Annotated in this window: 10 protein-coding genes; all 10 read right to left on the reverse strand. The window is 65.3% G+C overall.

All coding sequences use genetic code 11. The features are described 5' to 3' along the window. Positions 1-457: 457 nt before the first annotated feature. The 10 genes from KHZ24_11160 to KHZ24_11205 all read right to left on the reverse strand — a co-directional run bounded on the left by KHZ24_11160 (position 458) and on the right by KHZ24_11205 (position 19074). A complete protein-coding gene (locus KHZ24_11160) occupies positions 458-2410 on the reverse strand; it encodes an FAD-dependent oxidoreductase (GenBank protein MBS5451744.1) in 1953 nt (650 codons plus the stop codon). A gap of 241 nt (positions 2411-2651) precedes the next feature. Continuing rightward, entirely contained in the window at positions 2652-3167 is a 516-nt protein-coding gene (locus KHZ24_11165; protein ID MBS5451745.1) for a TIGR03987 family protein, read from the reverse strand. Between the two features lie 61 nt (positions 3168-3228). Next, positions 3229-4041: a TetR/AcrR family transcriptional regulator gene (locus KHZ24_11170; GenBank protein MBS5451746.1), complete on the reverse strand. Its 813-nt coding sequence runs from the start codon at positions 4039-4041 to the stop codon at positions 3229-3231. A gap of 376 nt (positions 4042-4417) precedes the next feature. After that, the gene (locus KHZ24_11175; protein ID MBS5451747.1) at positions 4418-5944 is read right to left on the reverse strand and encodes a carboxypeptidase M32; all 1527 of its coding nucleotides are present in this window, start codon (positions 5942-5944) and stop codon (positions 4418-4420) included. A gap of 206 nt (positions 5945-6150) precedes the next feature. Further along, positions 6151-6330 (reverse strand): hypothetical protein, encoded by a 180-nt coding sequence (locus KHZ24_11180; protein MBS5451748.1) that lies wholly within the window; start codon positions 6328-6330, stop codon positions 6151-6153. Positions 6331-6438: 108 nt separating this feature from the next. Beyond that, positions 6439-9135 carry a DEAD/DEAH box helicase gene (locus KHZ24_11185; GenBank protein ID MBS5451749.1) on the reverse strand — a complete coding sequence of 899 codons (2697 nt, stop codon included), beginning with the start codon at positions 9133-9135 and terminating at the stop codon, positions 6439-6441. Between the two features lie 141 nt (positions 9136-9276). Continuing rightward, complete coding sequence (locus KHZ24_11190; GenBank protein ID MBS5451750.1) at positions 9277-10671, reverse strand: ATP-binding protein; 1395 nt, start codon at positions 10669-10671, stop codon at positions 9277-9279. Continuing rightward, positions 10668-12305 (reverse strand): TerB N-terminal domain-containing protein, encoded by a 1638-nt coding sequence (locus tag KHZ24_11195; protein MBS5451751.1) that lies wholly within the window; start codon positions 12303-12305, stop codon positions 10668-10670. Before KHZ24_11195 ends, KHZ24_11190 begins: the two co-directional genes overlap by 4 nt. A 1810-nt stretch (positions 12306-14115) precedes the next feature. Beyond that, entirely contained in the window at positions 14116-18111 is a 3996-nt protein-coding gene (locus KHZ24_11200) for a phosphoribosylformylglycinamidine synthase (GenBank protein MBS5451752.1), read from the reverse strand. A gap of 105 nt (positions 18112-18216) precedes the next feature. Further along, complete coding sequence (locus KHZ24_11205) at positions 18217-19074, reverse strand: hypothetical protein (GenBank protein MBS5451753.1); 858 nt, start codon at positions 19072-19074, stop codon at positions 18217-18219. Positions 19075-19076 lie beyond the last annotated feature (2 nt).

Here is a 19076-nt window from a genome sequence, read left to right on the forward strand (position 1 = left end):
GGCGCACCCGGACCCGCTACGAGACGATCGACGGCAGGAGGGCGAGGCTGGGCCTGCCGGTGTAGGATTGGTCCAAGAAATCTGCCGCATCCCCCGAGCGCAATTCGCGCCCAATTTCAGCGCTCGATTTTGCAAAAGCTGGCAGAACCGAAGAATGCGCCCACCACCAAAACCCGCGAGCGAGACGGGCATCGACTCCCGCACGGGGACCCGCGGGTCCCCGACACACCGTCACGCCCCAGGCTGCGGGGATGCGAGGAAGGGGCCCGGCACGCGTGAAAACCACGGTAGGACGAAGCGCCGCCGCTCCTTCTCGCGCAATGAGCCGCGAGCCTCCGACATCGTCATCGCACCCCAGGTTGGCGCGGCGCCCCACGGGGGCCCGCACGCAGGGGGCCCGCGGGCCTTCTCGACCCGCGGGCCCCGGAGGATCCGCTATCCGCTCCCGATCAGGAGGCTACAGCCCCATGGCCGCCTTGACGGCGTCCTTGATGGCCTTGCTCGTGATCGTGGCGCCCGAGACGCCGTCCACGCCGTCGATCTCGTCGGCGGTGGACAGGCCCACGAGCTTCTCGGGGAGCTGCTCGATGGCCTTGGTGCCGATGCCCTCGGTCTCGGAGTTCTCGCCGACCTCGACGGAGGCGATCTTGCCGTCGGCGTCCAGCGTCACCGTGACCGGGACGTTGCCGCCCATGCCCTTGCCCGTGCCCGTCAGCGCGCCGTCGGCGGCGGGGGCAGCAGGAGCCTCCTCAGCGGCGCCGAAGTCGTTCTCGTCGCCCAGGCCGGCCGGCGTGGACTCGACCTTCGGGGCAGCCGCGTAAGCAGGCAGCTCCTCCTTGGCGGCGGCAGCGTTGGCGCCGGCGATCTGGCCGAAGATGAAGCACTCGGCCACGTTCGTGCCGCCCTGGTACATGCAGCTCGTGATGCCGCCCATCTCGCCGGCGGAGTACAGGTGCGGGATCGGGTTGCCCTCGAGGTCGAGGATCTCGGCGTTCTCGTTGCGCTCCGGGCCGCCCTGCGTGTTGAGGATGAGGTTCTTCAGCTGCAGCACGTAGTAGGCAGCGCCGTCGAAGGCACGCAGCGTGTCAGCCGGACGGCCGCACTCGTAGTCCTTGCCGGCATCGGCGTACATGTTGAAGTCGTCGATCGTCTCCTGGAGGTTCTCCTCCGGGCAGCCGATGGCAGCGGCGGCGTCAGCGATCGTGGCGCACTCGACGACCGAGTCGGCGAAGTCGGCGTTGAGCAGCTCGGCCGCCTTCAGGGCCTCGAACTGCGTCTTGTCCCACACGGCAAAGATCTTCTCGGGGTACTTCGGGTTCTCCCACAGGCCGTTGCCGTCAGGCATGTGGCCGTGGCGCACCTCGAAGCTCTCGTCGCCGAAGCGCTTGCCCCACGTACCGACGATGACCACGGCGCCCGTGTTCATCTCGTTCTTGGCCAGCGTAACGGCCTGGATAGCGTTGAGGCCGGGCTCGGTGTAGTAGCCGCAGCCGTTCATGCCGAAGCCGCCCTCGTAGGCGACCATGTGCCACAGACGCGCGCCAGCGTCCATGCACATCTTGATGCCGTCACCGGTGTTGAACAGGCCGCCGATGGGAGCGTAGTCGATGACGCCCAGGTAGTCCTGGACCATCTTGGCGTCGTCCTCAAAACCGCCCGTGCAGACGCACACGCCGTTGTTGGCGCGGACGTTGCGCGCGGTGCCCTTGCGGTCGACGGTCACGCCGACGATCGTCTTGGACTCGGGGTCCTGGATCAGGCCGGTGCCGGGCGTCTCGAACCAGACGTCGATCTTGCCGGCGTAGTTGTCAGCGAGGCGCGAACGCATGGACTGGAACAGGAAGCTGTCGGACAGGCCCTGGTGCGTCGTCCACAGGCCGATCTTGTCGGAGCCCTCGAACTCGGGATACTCGGGCGACATGACGCCGATGACGGGCATGCCCGTCCAGTCAACGAACTCGTCGCGGTTCATGCCGAACTTCTCGCTCATGGTCGTAGCCATGGAGGTCACGCCGTCGGCGATCGTCTTGATCATGGCCTCGGGAACCTCACGGCTGCCGGCGAGGGCCTTGTAGTACGAGAGCGTGGCCTCGGCGTCGTCGTTGCCGTAAGCAAACAGCTGGCCGCAGACCTTGGAGTTGCCGCCCGACTCGCCCTCAGTGCACTTCTCGCAGATCAGGACGGACGCGCCAGCGTCGGCGGCCTCCATAGCGCTGATCATGCCGGAGAAGCCCATGCCGAGCACGACGACGTCATACTGGGCGTCCCACTTCACCGTGTCGGCGAACGTGTAGGACTCGGCCGACTCAGCGGCCAGGGCGGAGGTCGCGCCGGCCGTCAGGCCCATGGCGGCGGCACCAAGAGCGGCACCCTTAACAAAGTTGCGGCGAGAAACCTCAGGAGTGTGCATGTGCGAATCCCCTTTCGCTGTGGCGCTGCGCTGCCGTCCCCTTGCGACGGCCGCGCTCGCCAGACGTTTGGACCCCGCATGAAAGCGAGGCGCTAACCGAGATCCCACTATGCGGCCATCTACGGTAGACAGGTCAAGGGATGGACCACAACAAGATGAATTTGGGTGCGGGGGTTGACAAGAATCCAGCAGCTGCATCTAAAAAACGCCCCATCACTTGACACGTTTACCTGCGATTTCTTTAGCGGCTTACGCAGCTCGAGCTCCTACGCACCATACGAGGAAGCACGAGGCAGACGAAAGCGAGAACGAGGCTGATCGCCAGCGCGCACACGAACGCAAGCGCACCGTCGATGTGGATAGCGGGGATGCCCATAAGCAGGCCCATGCCGTAAGGCACCGTCCAGATGAGCCAGACAACGATGCTCAACCGGTGGAAGCTCGCCAGGCGGCGCTCGTCACGACGAACATACGTCAGCGTCGCCCAGCCAGCGTGGAAGAGCATGAGAACGATGGCGAGGGCACCCGTGATTGCATGCAGGTTGATGCCACCGGTCGACGCCCCAAGCGACGCTCCGGAACTGGCAATGCCGCCCATGATCGTCGTGCCGAGCGTGTCGAAGAGCAGACCGCACCAAAAGACGATGAGATGAGGCAGGTGAAGGCGGCCTGCGGCGCGCTCCCAAAAAACGCCAACGGTATAGAGCACGAACGCGAGCGAGATGGTGCCCGTGGCGAGCATGAGCTGAGGGGACATGGAAAGACGTCCTTTCGAGAAGAGGAGATATGCACGTAGGAGAACTAGCCGGCTGCGTCCCCTACGAACCCGACTTCTTCTCGTTGTCCACGCGCGAAACAGGCGTCTCGTCGTCCGCATCGCGATAGACCGGTCCCTCGGTGACATACAGTGTCATCCGTAGCATTCGGCAGAACGTCTCGAATGCAGCAAGGCCATCCGTGTGGGAGGCAGGAACAAACCCCGTGGGAGCATTGGCATGCGCGCCATCGGCTACACGAACGGAGGCATCCCCAGAGTCGGCGCCGTCAGCCGCAGCGGCGGACGAATCTGCATCCCCCTCGACCCGGGAGCAGGTCGAATCGGATCCGGAAGGCGCTGCACCGAGGCCGGCGGAAAGCTCCATGATCGTCGTCAGTGTGAGGTCGGCGATACGCTCGGGAGCGAGCTCTCCAACGAGGCGATCGCGCGCAACGCAGGGGTCGCCCTCGAGCACGCGCACCAAACCGGCGCGCATGTGATCGAGGGCACGGATAGCCTCGGGGCAATCGGTCATGCTCACGCCGCACGCCGCAAGCTGTGGAAGCCAGTCGCGTCGAAAACGCGTGAGCGCGTCAGCCACGTCGGAAAAGAACGCGCGACAAAACGTCACGTAATCGCTGCCCGGACCCATGGCCTCGTGCATGTCATCGCCGAGCTCTTCGCGCCAGAAGCGGCCAACTACGGCTACGAGCAAGTCCATCTTCGCGGGAAAGTAGTTGTAGAGCGTCCCCGGCGCAACGCCGCATTCGGCAGCAAGGGAGCGGGCGCTCACGGCGGCCAGACCATGCTCGCATGCCAGCGCATACGCGCGCTCGACAGCCTGTTCGCGCGTCAGAGCCTTTCGCCGTGCCATGGTCCCTCCTCCCGTGTCGCCCTCTCGAACCGCCACCTCATCAGCGTTCAGAAAGCCGCCCCATCCGCTCAAGGCACCCGACAGCTCTCATAATGAACAGTGTTCATATTAGTGAGCAACGGCTTCTTCGACAACCATGGCACAAACGCTCCATGCACTCGCTTGGGCCCGCCGCCAAGTGCCATCGCCCGGTTGAGCCGCGACGTGCTCGCCAGCAGGCAGGCAGCTTCCCGTTCGTAACAGTATTCAAAAACGCAAAATTCCAGCCGTGACCTGCTCTTTCTCTTTGATGAGCCATGCGCAACAAAAAGCCCGCCGGACGAATAGCTCCGACGGGCCTGGATGCCCTTGCTCGATATGGGCGTGCTCGAATCGCCTACAGCTCGTACAGAGCGCGGTACTTCTCCTCGAGGTAGCGCGTGTAGTGCGTTGGGTCGAACGGCGCCCCGCAGGCATCGGCAATAACCTGCTGCGAGTCCTTGCTCTTACCGTACTGCCACACGTGCTCGGCCAGCCAGCTCGTCACCGGCGTCACGTCGCCCGCGGCGATGGCAGCATCCACGTCGACGCCCGCAGCCTGGCGCTCCTCGCGCAGCTTGGCTACGAACTGCGCCGCGTATGCGTTGCCCAGTGCGTACGACGGGAAGTAGCCGATGTAGCCCATGGCCCAGTGCGTGTCCTGCAGAATGCCGTGCGTGTCATCGGGCACCTCGACGCCCAGGTACTCGCGCGTGAGCTCGTTCCAAAGCGCCGGCGCGTCGTGGGCCGAGACCTCGCCGGACATCAAGCGCTTCTCCACCTCGTAGCGCACCATGATGTGCAGCGAGTACGTCAGCTCGTCGGACTCCGTGCGGATGAGGCCCGGCTCCACCCGGTTGACAGCGCGATAGAGCTGCTCGGGCGTGACATCGGCATACGCCTGCGGGGCAGCCTCGCGCAGCAGGGGCAACAGCACGTCCATGAACGGGCGGCTGCGGCCCACCATGTTCTCCATGAGACGACTCTGGCTCTCGTGGATGTCGGACGCCGTGCCGCCCGCCAGGCAGGTGAACGTGTAGCGCGGGTCGACATTCTGCTCGTAGAGTGAGTGGCCGCCCTCGTGGATGGTCGTGTACACGCCAGACAGTACGTCGTGCTCGTGGTAGTGGTGAGCGATGCGCACGTCCTCGCGCGAGAACCCACTCGTGAAGGGGTGCTCCGTCTCACCGAGCGTCAGGCGCGCCGGGTCGAGCCCGATGACGCCACACAACTTGGCAGCGAGCTCCTTCTGGGCAGCAATCGGAACTCCCGCGCTCGCGAAGGCGGGAGCATCGGGCTGCCCCTTCGCGGCGATGGCATGCACGATCGGCACGACGGCCTCGCGCACCGTCTGGAAGAAGCGATCGCACACCCCAGTGGAGCAGCCGCGGCCGAATTGGTCGAGCCACACGTCATAGGGCGCCTTATCGGGGTTGAGGCAACGAGCCTGGGCTTGCATGGCCTCGACGATGCGGGCGACATACGGCTCCCAGCTGGCATAGTCGTTCTCAGCCTTGGCGCGGCGCCACACAGGAAACGCCTCGGTGAGCAGGCGCTGGAAGTCGGAGGCCATCGAGACAGGAATCTTCTCCTGCTCGGCGTACTCGCGCCCAAAGACGCGCAGCTCATCGACGTGGAGCTGGTCGAGCTGGTCCTCGCACAGCGAGAGCGCCGCCAGCAACTCGCCCGTATCCGCACCCGAGAGCAGCTCGTGCTGGCAGCCGGCGAGCGTGCTCATGGCCTCGCCGCAGCACGCCGCACCCGCCTCGGGCTGGATGGTCTGGGCGTCGTAGGTGAGCAGCGCCTGGGCGTAGCCGAACGACGCGATCTTGCGCTGCAGGTCATCAAAGCGCGCGACGAGCTCGTGTGCGGAGTTTTCCGTCATGGATGCCGTCCTTTCCCGAGGCCATGCCCCGGATTGTCGAAGCGGGTCAATAGCTCCCGTCGATTATGTACCCCCAGCTCGAACGCGATATCGAACGCTGTCATCTCCACGGGACAGCAAAAGAGAGAACCCGCCGACATGCGCAGCTGGCAACGTCGGCGGGTTCTCGGACAGACGATGTGCGCTCAGAAGGCGCAGTCGTGTCGTTAGCGCTTCTTGGTCGAGGAGCTCTTGGACTTCGAGCCGGACTTCTTGGCCGACTTCTTCATCTCATCCTTGTAGCCCTTATAGATCGGAATGGCGATGACGAGAATGAGGGCAATAACGATGACCGCGACGACGGCCCAGAACACAGCCGGGTTGACTGTCATACCAAAGAGTTCCATTGCGTCCCCTTTCAAGAAAGGCCCCGTGCCCTCTTGCGAACACGACAGCCTACCCACCCGCTACACACGATCATGATACGGCATCTAATGTACCCAGCCGTTGCCAACTCAGACCGGATGTTCTTGAGAATCGGGCAGGCGGAATCCCGAACCCGACGCCTCTCGTCGCGCGAGTCCATCCCCGTCTGCCCGTCCCTCCGCGATCCAGCCCTCGATGCGCGCACGCATCTCATCGATGCCGAGTACCCCGCAGGCAAAGCCCTTGCGCACGAGCTCCTCCGGTACAAACGCGTCGTACTTCTCGAAATACGGCACCTCGCCCGGGTAGACGAGCTCCATGGGGTCGAGCGGCTTGGCGATCTCGTCGGCCAGCACGCGATAGAACGCGGCCTCGTCCACGTCGCGCGCCATCTTGAATTGCATGAAGTACGGTCGCGATGCGTCGAGCCCCCGCAGACCGAGACGCGATGCGCACCGCACCTTGAGGAAGCGCTCGAGAGCGAGGAACGCGTAGCTCCCCAGCCAGGGGAACAAACACCACATGTCCCCGCCCAGACACACGAGTGGCTCGTCAACGACCCCGGAGTTCGCCGCAACGTGGCGAGCCTGCTCCAGCCGCGCGACAGCGTTGCGCATGAGATAGGCGGGCACGAGGTCTTCGCGCAGCACCTGACGCATGCGCTCGAGCACGTGCGTGTTGATGTCGCCGGGGCAGTCGCCAAAGTAGGCCGGAACCTTACCCTTGACCTGCGTCGCATAGATGAGATGGCGCTTGTGGTCGATCTCCTCGACAACCCACACGTGGCCGGCAAGCGCGATGCGCTCGCCGACCGGCGGCGGCATGACAATCGTACCGAGCTCCTGCGACTCGCTGCGCACCGTGTATTCCTCGTTCTCCTGGAACACGGCGTAGAACTTGAACGAGTTCGTGATGCGCTCGCCAGCAAGCCCCACGATGAGGCCGCCAGCCTCCGTCTGCTCGATGTGGTCCGTCTCGATGAGGTGGAGCAGGAGCGTGCGGTAGTCCTCGGCACTCACATGTGCAAACGGACTCAGCGTGAGAACGCGCTGGGCAAGCGCCGCTGGCGAAAGCTCACCGCACGAGGCCAACGTTGCCAGCGTTTGGTGGTAGAGCAGGCTGTACGGCAGCAGACGCGGGCGTGGGGGTTCGACCCAGCGCTCCTCCACGTAGAGCTGGACAAGCGCGATGCCCTGAATGAGTTTCCACGGCACGGACTCCGGCAATATGGCGCGCGCCTCGGGCGGGTCCTCGCGCATGACGAACCACATCTCGGGCGGCTGCCCACGGCGGCCCGTGCGACCCATGCGCTGTAGGAACGACGATACCGTGAACGGGGCGTCTATCTGGAACGCGCGCTCAAGCCGCCCGATATCGATGCCGAGCTCGAGCGTGGCCGTTGTGACCGTCGTCATGGAGCGCTCGGTATCGCGCATGGCCTCCTCCGCCGTCTCGCGATAGGAGGCTGACAGGTTGCCGTGATGGATAAGAAACCGGTCGGGCTCCCCGTTTGCCTCACAGTACTGACGCAGCGTCGTGCACGTCGTCTCGCACTCCTCGCGCGAGTTCACGAACACGAGGCACTTCTTGTCGCGCGTGTGCTCAAAGATGTAGCCGATGCCGGGGTCAGCGAACTCCGGGGCCGTATCCGACGCCTCTGCCAGAGGCCTGTGAGGCACGCAGGCCGAAGAGGCCCCGCGCGAATCCTCCGAGGAATCGCCAACGACTTGGTAGTCGACGGGCGACGTGCCGCCACTGACGCCCGCATGACATTCCCCACCGTCGGCGGCCCGGATGTCGTCCGGTCCGCCCACCCGGGCGTCGAGCGCCTCGAGCTGCGTAGCACCCACGACGTCGTAGTCACCCACCGGCTCTTGGGGCTCATCCGCGATGGACGAGACACAGCCCGTCGTCGCCCGCGCGCCAGCCAGAGGATCACCAGCCGTTTGCGTCGCCTCGCCGCCAGAACCGCCCTCCCCCGCCGCCTCGCGCGCCGTGAGCGCCGCTCCCTGCCGCCGGCCTTCGGACGCCTGGGCATCAACGATGTGCGTGCGCGGCCCCGTCTTCGTCTGATACGCCTGCGGACCTTGGATGAAGAAGTGCTCCATGGACAGGCGCCACGTGCGCCCCGGCTCCTGAACCTGGGGAATGACACAGCCTCTCCCCGATCCCGCCGACAGTAGCGTGCCCGTAAGCTCAGGATCGCCGATCGTCGCTGACAGACCGATACGCCGGGGGTTCACGCCGGCCATCTGCGAAAGGCGCTCGATGAGGCACAGCGTCTGGCCGCCTCGATCGCCGCGCAGCAGCGAGTGAACTTCGTCAATGACGATAAACCGCAGGTCGCCAAAGAGCCGCGCGACTGCGGCGTGCTTGTGCAGCAGCAAGGCCTCGAGCGACTCGGGCGTTATTTGGAGGATGCCCGAAGGTTGTTTGAGCATCCGGGCCTTGTGCGACTGAGCGACGTCGCCATGCCAATGCCACACGGGAATATGAGCCTCGTCACAGAGGTCGTTGAGCCGCATGAACTGGTCGTTGATGAGCGCTTTGAGCGGACCGATGTAGATGGCTCCGACCGAGGCGGGCGGATCCTCGTCGAACAGCGTGAGAATGGGAAAGAACGCCGCCTCTGTCTTGCCCGAGGCCGTCGACGCACACAGCAGCACGTTCTCGTCGGTATTAAAGATAGCCTCGCCCGCAGCCACCTGAATGGCGCGCAGCGACTCCCAGCTATGCTCGTAGATGAAGTCTTGCACAAACGGCGCGTATCGCTCGAACACACCCATAACGCCTGGCACCTCCCCATCGCAGCGCATACGCAAGGACCCCGACAGCCTCATCAGCCCAACGGCACACGCCTTGCCACGTGCGCCGTACTCGAACATATGTTCTAGTATTGTGCCAGACAGAGGCCGGCCAGTAAAGCCCTAAAGCTTGAACTCGGCGAAGTCTTGTGACGCGCGAGCTACCGGAGTCGCTGCGACCGTCTCAACTCCTGGCTCAGATGGCGTCGCGTAAGAGAAGTCGTCCGAAGCAAGGAGCTCGGCAACCTTGACCTGCGGGTTTTGGTACACGATGTCAGCCAGCTCGATGAAGTCGCGTATGACCTCGCGGGGTGTCAGGTGCGTGTCCGCCCCCACGCGGCCAAACTCGAGCCGTAGGAACTCGACGAGGTCGTCCTCGGTCAGCGTGCGCTCGTACCGGAAGAACCCGGCGTGGATGTCCGCGAGCTTCTCGATGAGAACGAGCACCTCTTCGTAGGTCAGCGGCTCGAGCTCAATGACCGGCGCCAGCATGTCGCGCATGCCCTCGCGACCGAAGCGTCCCTGCGTCAGACGGGAGCGCAGTGCCTCGTAGCTATAGATACCGCGGCGCCGATCCTCGATGCACTGGGGCGTTCCGCTCATGATGATGCCCAGGTGCTGCGCCTTCCCTTGGAGCGTGTCGTTGTACATCGTCAGGATCTTCTCGTAGTTGTACTGGCGCGCAACGGCATTCGGAATCTTGTAGAGGTTCACGAGCTCGTCCACAAGCACGATGAGCCCCTCGTAACCAGCGCCTTTGAGAAACGCTGCCAGCAACTTGACATAGTCGTACCAGTCGTCGTCGGTGATGACGACGTTGACGCCCAGCTCCTCACGCGCCTCCGCTCGCGTTCGGTACTCGCCGCGCAGCCACTTGGCAACGTTCGCCTTCGTGTCCTCGTTACCCTCGAGATGAGCCCGATAGTACATCGCAAGCAGCCGCGCAAAGTCATAGCCGTGCACGAGCTCCTGCAAGCTGCGTGTCGTCTCGAGAATTCGATGTTCCACGTGAAACATCGTCTCGGGATCGTCCGGCGCAAGACCACGCGACAGCGCGACGTCACTCTGGACGTTGGAGATCCAACGATCCAGGATAAGATTAAGCGCTCCGCCCTCGGGTCGTGTCTTCGTCGAGAGGTTGCGAATGAGCTCGCGATACGTCGCAAGCCCCTGACCTTTCGTCCCCTGCAGGCGTCGCTCTGGCGACAGATCGGCATCTGCCACAACAAACCCTCGACCCATCGCATGCGTGCGAATAGTCTGGAGCAGGAAGCTCTTACCGCTGCCGTAGCGTCCCACGAGGAAGCGAAAGGACGCGCCGCCCTCGGACACGAGCTCGAGATCGTGCAGCAGCGCCTCTATCTCGGCCTTGCGCCCCACCGTGATGTAGGGAAGGCCGATGCGCGGGACAACGCCACCCTTGAGAGAGTTGAGGATGACAGCCGCGATGCGTCGGGGAACGTTGACCGAGGCCGATGCCGCAGCCTTCGCTTGGGTCGATTCCGTGCTCTCGCTCATGCCCCCACAATTCCTCTCACGTCGTCCATATAGTCTTCGATGATAGCAGGCCCATTGGGTCCGAACTCAATGGCCGTATCGCCCAGCTCGTCAAAAAGGCGTTCGTTCACGGCATCCACGAGCATGTCAACGGAGCTGACCGGCCCCGGCGGCAACGAGCTGTCGCCTGCAAGCAGCCCCCGGACAAACGCAAGCTCCTGGACGCTCATGCCGCTGGGATTTGACGGCTGGCCGGGACGAGGCTCTGTAGCAGGCGCCTCCTCCGCCTGCAGCGGCCCCTCCTCGAAACGGGAGCGCTCGGGAGCCACCGACGCCGGCACCGATCCGCCGGGGTCTCCCACACCTCCCGCCGCCGCACTTTCCTGACAGGCACAGCCGGCATCGCCACTTGGAGAATCACTCTCAGCCGACAGGCCCCGGACATCTGCAGCCACCGGGGACCCAAAACCCGCAGCCTGCTCGCCACGCTCCTCGTCGATGAGCAGCTCCTCGCGAATGACGGCAGCGTCGCCGCGGATGCCTCCCAACTTAGAGCGGTCGATCTCGATGACGCGCGGCGCGTGCGCGGCTTTCCACGACAACCACGCGTCGATTTCCTTCTCGATGAACGCCAGCAGATACTTGGGCGTCTTCTCTTCGCGCAATGGATGCGCATAACCATAGCGTAGGCGCATGCGCGCGTCGATCTCTTTAAGGATGCTTCCGAGCTTGCTACTCTCTCGACGATTCCCCTGGTAGCACTCATGCGTCCAGTTACCGGAGGCGCACGTGAAACGGTTGATGGCATCGAGCTCATACGTAGCGTCGGAATGGCGTGGCTCGTCCTGAAAAACGCAGGCCCGAAACATCTCATAGGGCAGGCGCGCCTTTTCCCCAAACAACGTCTCGAACAGGTCGTGTTTGCGCGAGCCCTTGGCGTAATACGCCGAAAGCCGATCCATAACGCCCAGCACGACGGACTGCACGTCGGTCGGGTATTCTTTATAAAACCGGCTGCTGCGGATGCGATAGCTCGACAGCGTGGCCCATGCGCCGAAGCGCTCGTCGGGCGCGTGCTGCGACCCTTCCATCAACACGAGCATGGCCTCGTCGAGGATGAGCTCCTTGGAGAGTGCGGGGTCGTCGGCTATGAGCGCGCGCGGAAGGCCGTGGTAGACAACGAAGTCGCGGAGCCACGTGCGCATATAGCGGTCGGCGGCCGACTCGAGATCACGATACTCATCCCAGAAGTGTCGTAGCTCACGATAGGCGCCCTCAAGGCTGTCGACCCCGATGCCGTTCAGCAGCTCGTATATGTAGACGAACGCGAACGATGTACTCGTCTTGGTAACGATTCCCCGACGCAGCTGGGTGCGCCACGTGATATAGCCGCGCAATTGACGGTCAGTCATGGCGTTGTACGTGGGATAGTAGCGCTCGAACGTCCCCGTATAGGGGCAGTCGTCCTCAACGGCGGCCAGCACACGGCCCTGTCGGCAGAACAGCCAGGCATCAGAATGGCGTCTCGCCTCAGGATCACGCGCGAGCTTGCGAACGTCGCCGTACTGCGGAGGCAGGCTCGGCGGAAGTGTCAGATCGCTCCACAGGTCTCCCCACGAGGTGCTGTTTCGTTCGGGTGCCCGAGCCGCCGGCACGTAGCGCGAGGCGCGCGGCGTACCTTCTGAGCGAGTGAACCGCAGGCCGTCCCCCGCTCCAATGCCGATCAGGCTCTCGTGGGAAGTCTCTCGGTTAGCGGTGCTTTGACCAGCCTGCGCTCCGGCGGAGCTCGGGCGCGGGGGAATCCGCTCCTCCGCAGCAAAGGGGCGCGGCGGTACAAGCCGCACGGAGCGAGCCTCCTCGACCGAACTTGTGCGCTCTGCCCCGCCCGTCATCCGCCAACGCGGACGCGCCCTGCGGCCCATGCCATCTCGCTCGCCATCAGCGGCTAAAGCCGGCGTATCGGGCAGCCCGAGGCGATCGCCTGCATCACTCTGCCACTCCCCTGCCAAATCCCCCAGCGTCCGCGGCCGCGGAGACACGTCGAAGCTTCCCCGCCCTCTCTGCGGCTCGTGGCCTGTCGCGAAACGATAGGCTTCCCGAGCCTCACGCTCTTGCCGAGCAGCAAGCTGGGCCGCCGTCTGCAGGATGGGTTCGTCACCATAGAGTCGTTGCGCCAGACGAGTTCCCCGGGAGGAGTCATCGCCTGCGGAGGCGGAGCGACGGGCCTCCTTATCACGGATGCCACGCGTGAACAGGTCGAGGGCCCTCTGGGCACGGGAGGTAGGTGGATTGCCGGAATCCGAAGCCGACGGAGTGGCCGAAGCTTCCGTCCGACCATGCCCGGCGGGCTTTTCTTCTGCTGTTGGGCCCCCGCCAGACCTCGGCCACGAATCCACATCCGTCACCCCCTCCCCGCATAGCATGGGACGCCGCTCTGTCCCTTGCAGAACACCTGTACGATAAGTATAGCGCCTCTCGATTTGGGATAGCACTGCTTCGAGCAGGCATGCAACCGACATCAAAAAGCGCTCGCACCGTAGTCTGCCCCCGCCAGATGCGACGCGCGCACCCGGATTGATTGCGCTGCCTCCGGAGGATGCAAGAAGGGAGCCAATCTCTGGCCAAACCGGCGGGTCGTGTATGGCACCTCCCCCGACGAAGCGTCACGGCTTCGGCATAATCCCAGGTAACCGAGAGGTCGGGCACCCGAGATCCAGCACCTCCCTCATTCGCGCCATACACTCCGCACGGTTTTGGCCGGGCAGCACGCAGGTTTTGCCAAGCCGGTCCCTGGGATCGCGAACGTGCAGAGAACATCCCTCGCGCTCCATGCGAACCGCCTGATGGCACGGCGCCGCCCGGATGCAAAAGAGCCGCCCTCGCGTACCAACACTACGCAGGGCGGCTCAACGCCGAAACATCGTATTCCCAGCCAGCAGCACACCGTGTCCAAGCCGACAAGCAACGCCGCAGACGGAGTGCCCGACCTGGCATCCGCAGCGTAAGGCGCCGAGGTGCCGCAGATGCAGGGCGCCCGGCGGCGTAGCGTACTGACGCTACGTAAGCCGCCAAGCAACGCAGTAGACGCCGTGCCCGACCCGGGATGCGCTGCATAGCGCGTTTCGCAGCGCCCTTTATGCAAGATAGGCTACCCCGCACGTCCCAACGCCACGTAGCACACCGCGCGGCGCAGCGTGCGCCTTCCTGGCCCGACACTCGCCGCAGACGCCGCGCCCAACCCGGGAGACGCCGCGTAAGGTTCCGCAGTGCCCCGGATGCAAGGCGGGTCGCCCCGTAGCGTACTAACGCTACGTAAGGGGCGACCCAACGCCGCAGACGGAGTGCCCGACCTGACACCCGCCGCGTAAGACGTCGAGGTGCCGCGGATACAAGGCGCCCGGCGGCGTAGCGTACTAACGCTACGTAAGCCGCCGGGCAACGCAGTAGACGCCGTGCCTCGGCGTCTTACGCAAAGTAGGAGACGCCGGACTCGAATATAGGCATCCACTTCTCGCCGGGCACGTTCTTGTAGAGGTCCTCGCCGCGGCGCTCCACGTGGCCCATCTTGCCGAACACGCGACCATCGGGACTCGTGATGCCCTCGATGGCGAGCACGGAGCCGTTCGGGTTCACCGCGAGGTCCATCCCCGGCACGCCAGCCTCGTCCACGTACTGCGTTGCGATCTGGCCGCCCGCGCACAGCTGCGCCAGCACGTCATCGTTGGCGACGAAGCGACCCTCGCCGTGCGAGATAGCCACCGTGTACACGTCGTCGACGGAGCACTTCGACAGCCAGGGCGACAGGTTGCTCGCAACACGCGTGCGCGCCAGACGGCTCTGGTGCCGGCCGATCGTGTTGTACGTGAGCGTCGGGGCGTCCGGCGTCGCGTCCACGATGTCGCCGTACGGCACGAGGCCCAGCTTCACGAGCGCCTGGAAGCCGTTGCAGATGCCGAGCATCAGGCCGTCGCGAGCCTGCAGCAGGTCGCGCACAGCCTCCGTGACCCGCGGCGCACGGAAGAACGCCGTGATGAACTTTGCGGAGCCGTCCGGCTCGTCACCGCCGGAGAAACCTCCGGGAATCATGATGATCTGGCTGCGAGAGATCTCCTGCGCAAACGCCGCAGAGCTCTCGGCGACGGCCTCAGGCGTCAGGTTGTTGACAACGAACGTCGTAACGTCTGCGCCAGCGTCCTCAAAGGCGCGCGCCGTGTCGTACTCGCAGTTCGTTCCGGGGAACACCGGCACGATAACACGCGGGCGCGCAAGCTGCGGCCCATGGTAGCTCGCAAGCACACGCCCCTCGTCGGCTGCACGGTACGTCACCGGCTCGACAGCAGGCACCTCGGCGGCCTTCGTACGATACGGGAACACGCCCTCGATGCCGTGCTCCCACGCCTCCTGCAGCTCAGCGAGGTCGATGGTCTCGTCGGCGTCGGGGCAGTCCATGACGTAGGCCTCGACAGTCGTGGCCAGCGGCACAACGCTCACGAGCGGGAACTTAACCGGTTCGCCATCGTCGCCCTGCGCACCGGACAGCTCAAGCGTCACGGACGCAGGCAGCTCGACGTCGTCGGCCAGCTCCACGATGAAGCTACCGTACGCCGGCTCGAACAGCTCGGCACCCGTGCCGAGACCGCCCTCGTCAGGCGTCATGAACTCCACGCCGATGCGGTTGCCCACGCACATCTTGAACAGCGCCTCGGCCACGCCGCCGTAGCCCGGCGTGCTCACGGCCAGCGCCGCACCGGAGCCCACGAGCTGCTCCACCAGGTCGAACGTCGCGCGCTGGGCATCGGGGTCGGGCAGCAGGCACGCGGAAGCTGGGCCGTCCCACTCCGCCTCGCCCGCGTCGGCCGCCTCGAGCACGTCGGCCAGGTACGTCTCGCTCACGCGGCGCATGGGCTCGATGAGCACGACGCGGTGCGTGACGCCCTTGAGCTCGGGCGACACGACGCGGCTCGCAGGGCCCGTCGCCACAGCAAACGACACGAGCGTCGGCGGGACGTCGAGCTCGGCACCGTCCTGCGTCGTGAACGAACCGCTCATGGAGTCCTTGCCGCCGATGGCGCCAACGCCTAGGTCGACCTGCGCCATGAGCGCGCCGAGCACGCTGGCGACCGGCTTGCCCCAGCGCTGCGGCTCGTCGCGCAGCTTCTCGAAGTACTCCTGCAGCGAGAGGTAGGCCTTGTCGCGCTCAAAGCCCGCGGCCACGAGCTTGCTCAGGCTCTCGAGCACGGCGAGGTAGGCGCCCTGGTACTGATTGGCCTCGGAGAGGTAGGGGTTGAAGCCCCAGGCCATGCCGCTGCACGTCGTCGTATGGCCATCGACCGGGAACTTGGCCGCCATAGCCATGCTCGGCGTCAGCTGCGTGCGCCCGCCGAACGGCATGAGCACGGTGGCCGCGCCAATCGTCGAGTCGAAGCGCTCGGACAGGCCCTTGTTCGACGCCACGTTGAGGTCGCTCACAAGCGCGCGCATGCGATCGCCCAGCGAGGCGTCCGCACCGCCCCAGAGCCCGTCGACGCTGTACTCCCCGCCGCGCACGACGCGAGCGCACGCGTGCTTGGGCGCGCCGTTGCTTGCGAGGAACGCGCGCGACAGGTCGACGATCGTCGCGCCGTCCCAGCTCATGCGGACGCGTTTCTCCTCCGTGACCTCGGCGATGACCGTGGCCTCGAGGTTCTCCTCGCGCGCATAGCCCATGAACTCGTCGACGTCCGCCGCGGCTACGGCGCACGCCATGCGCTCCTGGCTCTCGGCGATGGCCAGCTCCGTGCCGTCGAGGCCCTCGTACTTCTTGGGCACGGCGTTGAGGTTCACGAACAGGCCGTCGGCCAGCTCGCCCACGGCCACGCTCACGCCGCCGGCACCGAAGTCGTTGCAGCGCTTGATGAGCCGGCACGCGTCGCCGCGGCGGAACAGGCGCTGCAGCTTGCGCTCGACAGGCGCGTTACCCTTCTGCACCTCGGCACCGCACTCCTCGATGCTCTCGACGTTCTGCGTCTTGGACGAGCCCGTCGCGCCACCGATGCCGTCACGACCCGTGCGGCCGCCCAGCAGGATGATCTTGTCGCCCGGCGCCGGCTCCTCGCGACGCACGTGATCGGCCGGCGTGGCGCCCACGACGGCGCCGATCTCCATGCGCTTGGCCACGTAGCCGGGGTGGTACACCTCGTTGACCTGGCCCGTCGCCAGACCGATCTGGTTACCGTAGCTCGAGTAGCCCGCGGCGGCCGTCGTCACGAGCTTGCGCTGGGGCAGCTTGCCCGGCAGCGTCTCGGACACGGGCGTCGTGGGATCGGCTGCGCCCGTCACGCGCATGGCCTGGTAGACATAGCTGCGGCCCGACAGCGGGTCGCGGATAGCCCCGCCGACGCACGTGGCGGCGCCACCGAACGGCTCGATCTCCGTGGGGTGGTTGTGCGTCTCGTTCTTGAACAGGAACAGCCAGTCCTCGTCCTTGCCGTCGACGTCGACCTTCACCTTGACGGTGCACGCGTTGATTTCCTCGGACTCGTCGAGGCTCGTGAGCTCGCCCGTGTGCTTGAGCCACTTGGCGCCAAGCGTACCCATGTCCATGAGGCAGACGGGCTTCTCGTCGCGGCCGAGCTCGTGGCGCATCTCGAGGTAGCGCTCGAAAGCAGCCTGGACGTCGGCGTCATCGATCTGCACGTCATCGAGCTGCGTGCCAAACGTCGTGTGGCGGCAGTGGTCGCTCCAGTACGTGTCGACGACGCGAACCTCCGTGATGGTGGGGTCGCGACCCTCGTCGCGGAAGTACCGCTGAAAGAAGACGATGTCGGCCAGGTCCATGGCAAGGCCACGCTCGGCGATGAACGCGCGAAGCTCGTCCTCGTTCAGCTCGCGGAAGCCGGCGAGCACCTCAACGGACGTAGGCTTGGCAACCTCCATGTGCAGCGTCTCGCGCGGTGCGAGCGAAGCCTCGCGCGCCTCGACCGGGTTGATGACGTAGTGCTTGACGGCGCTCAGGGCTTCGTCAGTGCAGGCGCCCTCGATGACGTAGACCTTCGTGAAGCGCACCGTGGGTCGCTCGCCCTGGGAGATGAGCTGGATGCACTCCTCGGCCGACGAGGCGCGCTGATCGAACTGGCCAGGCAGGGCCTCGACGGCGAAGACGCGCACGTCCTCGGGCAGCGCGACGATGCCCGAGGCGCAGCGGCCTTCGCGGGCAAGCGTCTGAGAGGACTCGCTCGCCAGCAGCACGCCCTCGACCGGCAGCTCGCGCGTGGCGTTGTCGACCTGAGGCTCGCTGAACACCGTGGGCACGCACTGCTCGAACAGTTCGTCGCTGATGCCCTCGACGTCGTACATGTTGACGATGCGCACCGTAGCAAGCGGAGAGAGCCCGTCGGTCACGGCGCTGGAAAGCTCGCTTCTGAGCTGCTGCGCTTCGACGTCAAAGCCTGGCTTCTTCTCTACAAAGATACGCTGAACCATGCGGCTTTCCTTTCGGGAGAGCGAACCGGGCACACAACAAAAAGGACGCCCGCACCGAGTCGCACATGGCAACCGATGCGGGCGTCCCGGGCATCCATCTGGGTCTTACCGGCCCTTCGAGGCCGCGTACTCGCGAGCCGCCTTTGCGGCGGCCGCCTTGCGGGCCTCTTCGTCAGCCTGGGCTGCAGCGGCACCGGACGTCTCCGCCTCGGCGTCGGGCGAGACCTCCTTCACCGTCGTCGCGCCCTTTGCGTTCTTCTTGGCGGCGTTCTCGGCCTCGACCGCGGCAAGCGCAGCCTTGGACTTCGAGGCGTTCATGACCTGCGCGTAAGCAGCCTCGCCCGCGGCGTCAACCTCGGCAGCGGACTTCTTGGCCTTGCGCGCCTCCTTCTTGGCCTTCTTGGAGGCTTCCTTGGCGATGCGCTCCTGGTAGTTCTCCTCGATAATGCGCTCGACAGCCTTCTTCGACATGGAGTTCACCTGGTCGCGGAAGTGATTGCGACGCTTGCGCACAACGGTGAAGTCCATAGCCAGCGCGCCGATGATCGACGCATAGGCCAGCACGAGCACGACGATGGACAGCACCTGGCCGCCCACGTTGCTCGACAGCGTGACCCACGACAGCGCGGTGAACACGACGGCGGCCACGAGCAGGCCCCACCAGATCTTGCGGAGCTTCTTGTACTTGGCGTCGCGGTTGCACAGGATGGAACTCGCCGTATACAGCGTGTTCTCCTCCTCGCGCTGCTTCGCGCGCAGGGCCTTCTTCTCGTCCTTCGACATGTTTGCCTGGGCCATGGCGCGCGTGCGCGCCGTGCCGCCCGTCGGCTTCTTGGGAGCCATACGCACGGAGGAGGCAGCCGAGCGCGCCGGCTTCATGGAGGTCGCGCCCGAGCGCGTGGCGCCGGAGACGCCCTCCTTCTCCTTCGTGTAGCGGTCATTCATGGGGTTGCGACGTGCCATAA

It is taken from the genome of Coriobacteriia bacterium (genome assembly GCA_018368455.1).
Classification (GTDB): domain Bacteria; phylum Actinomycetota; class Coriobacteriia; order Coriobacteriales; family UMGS124; genus JAGZEG01.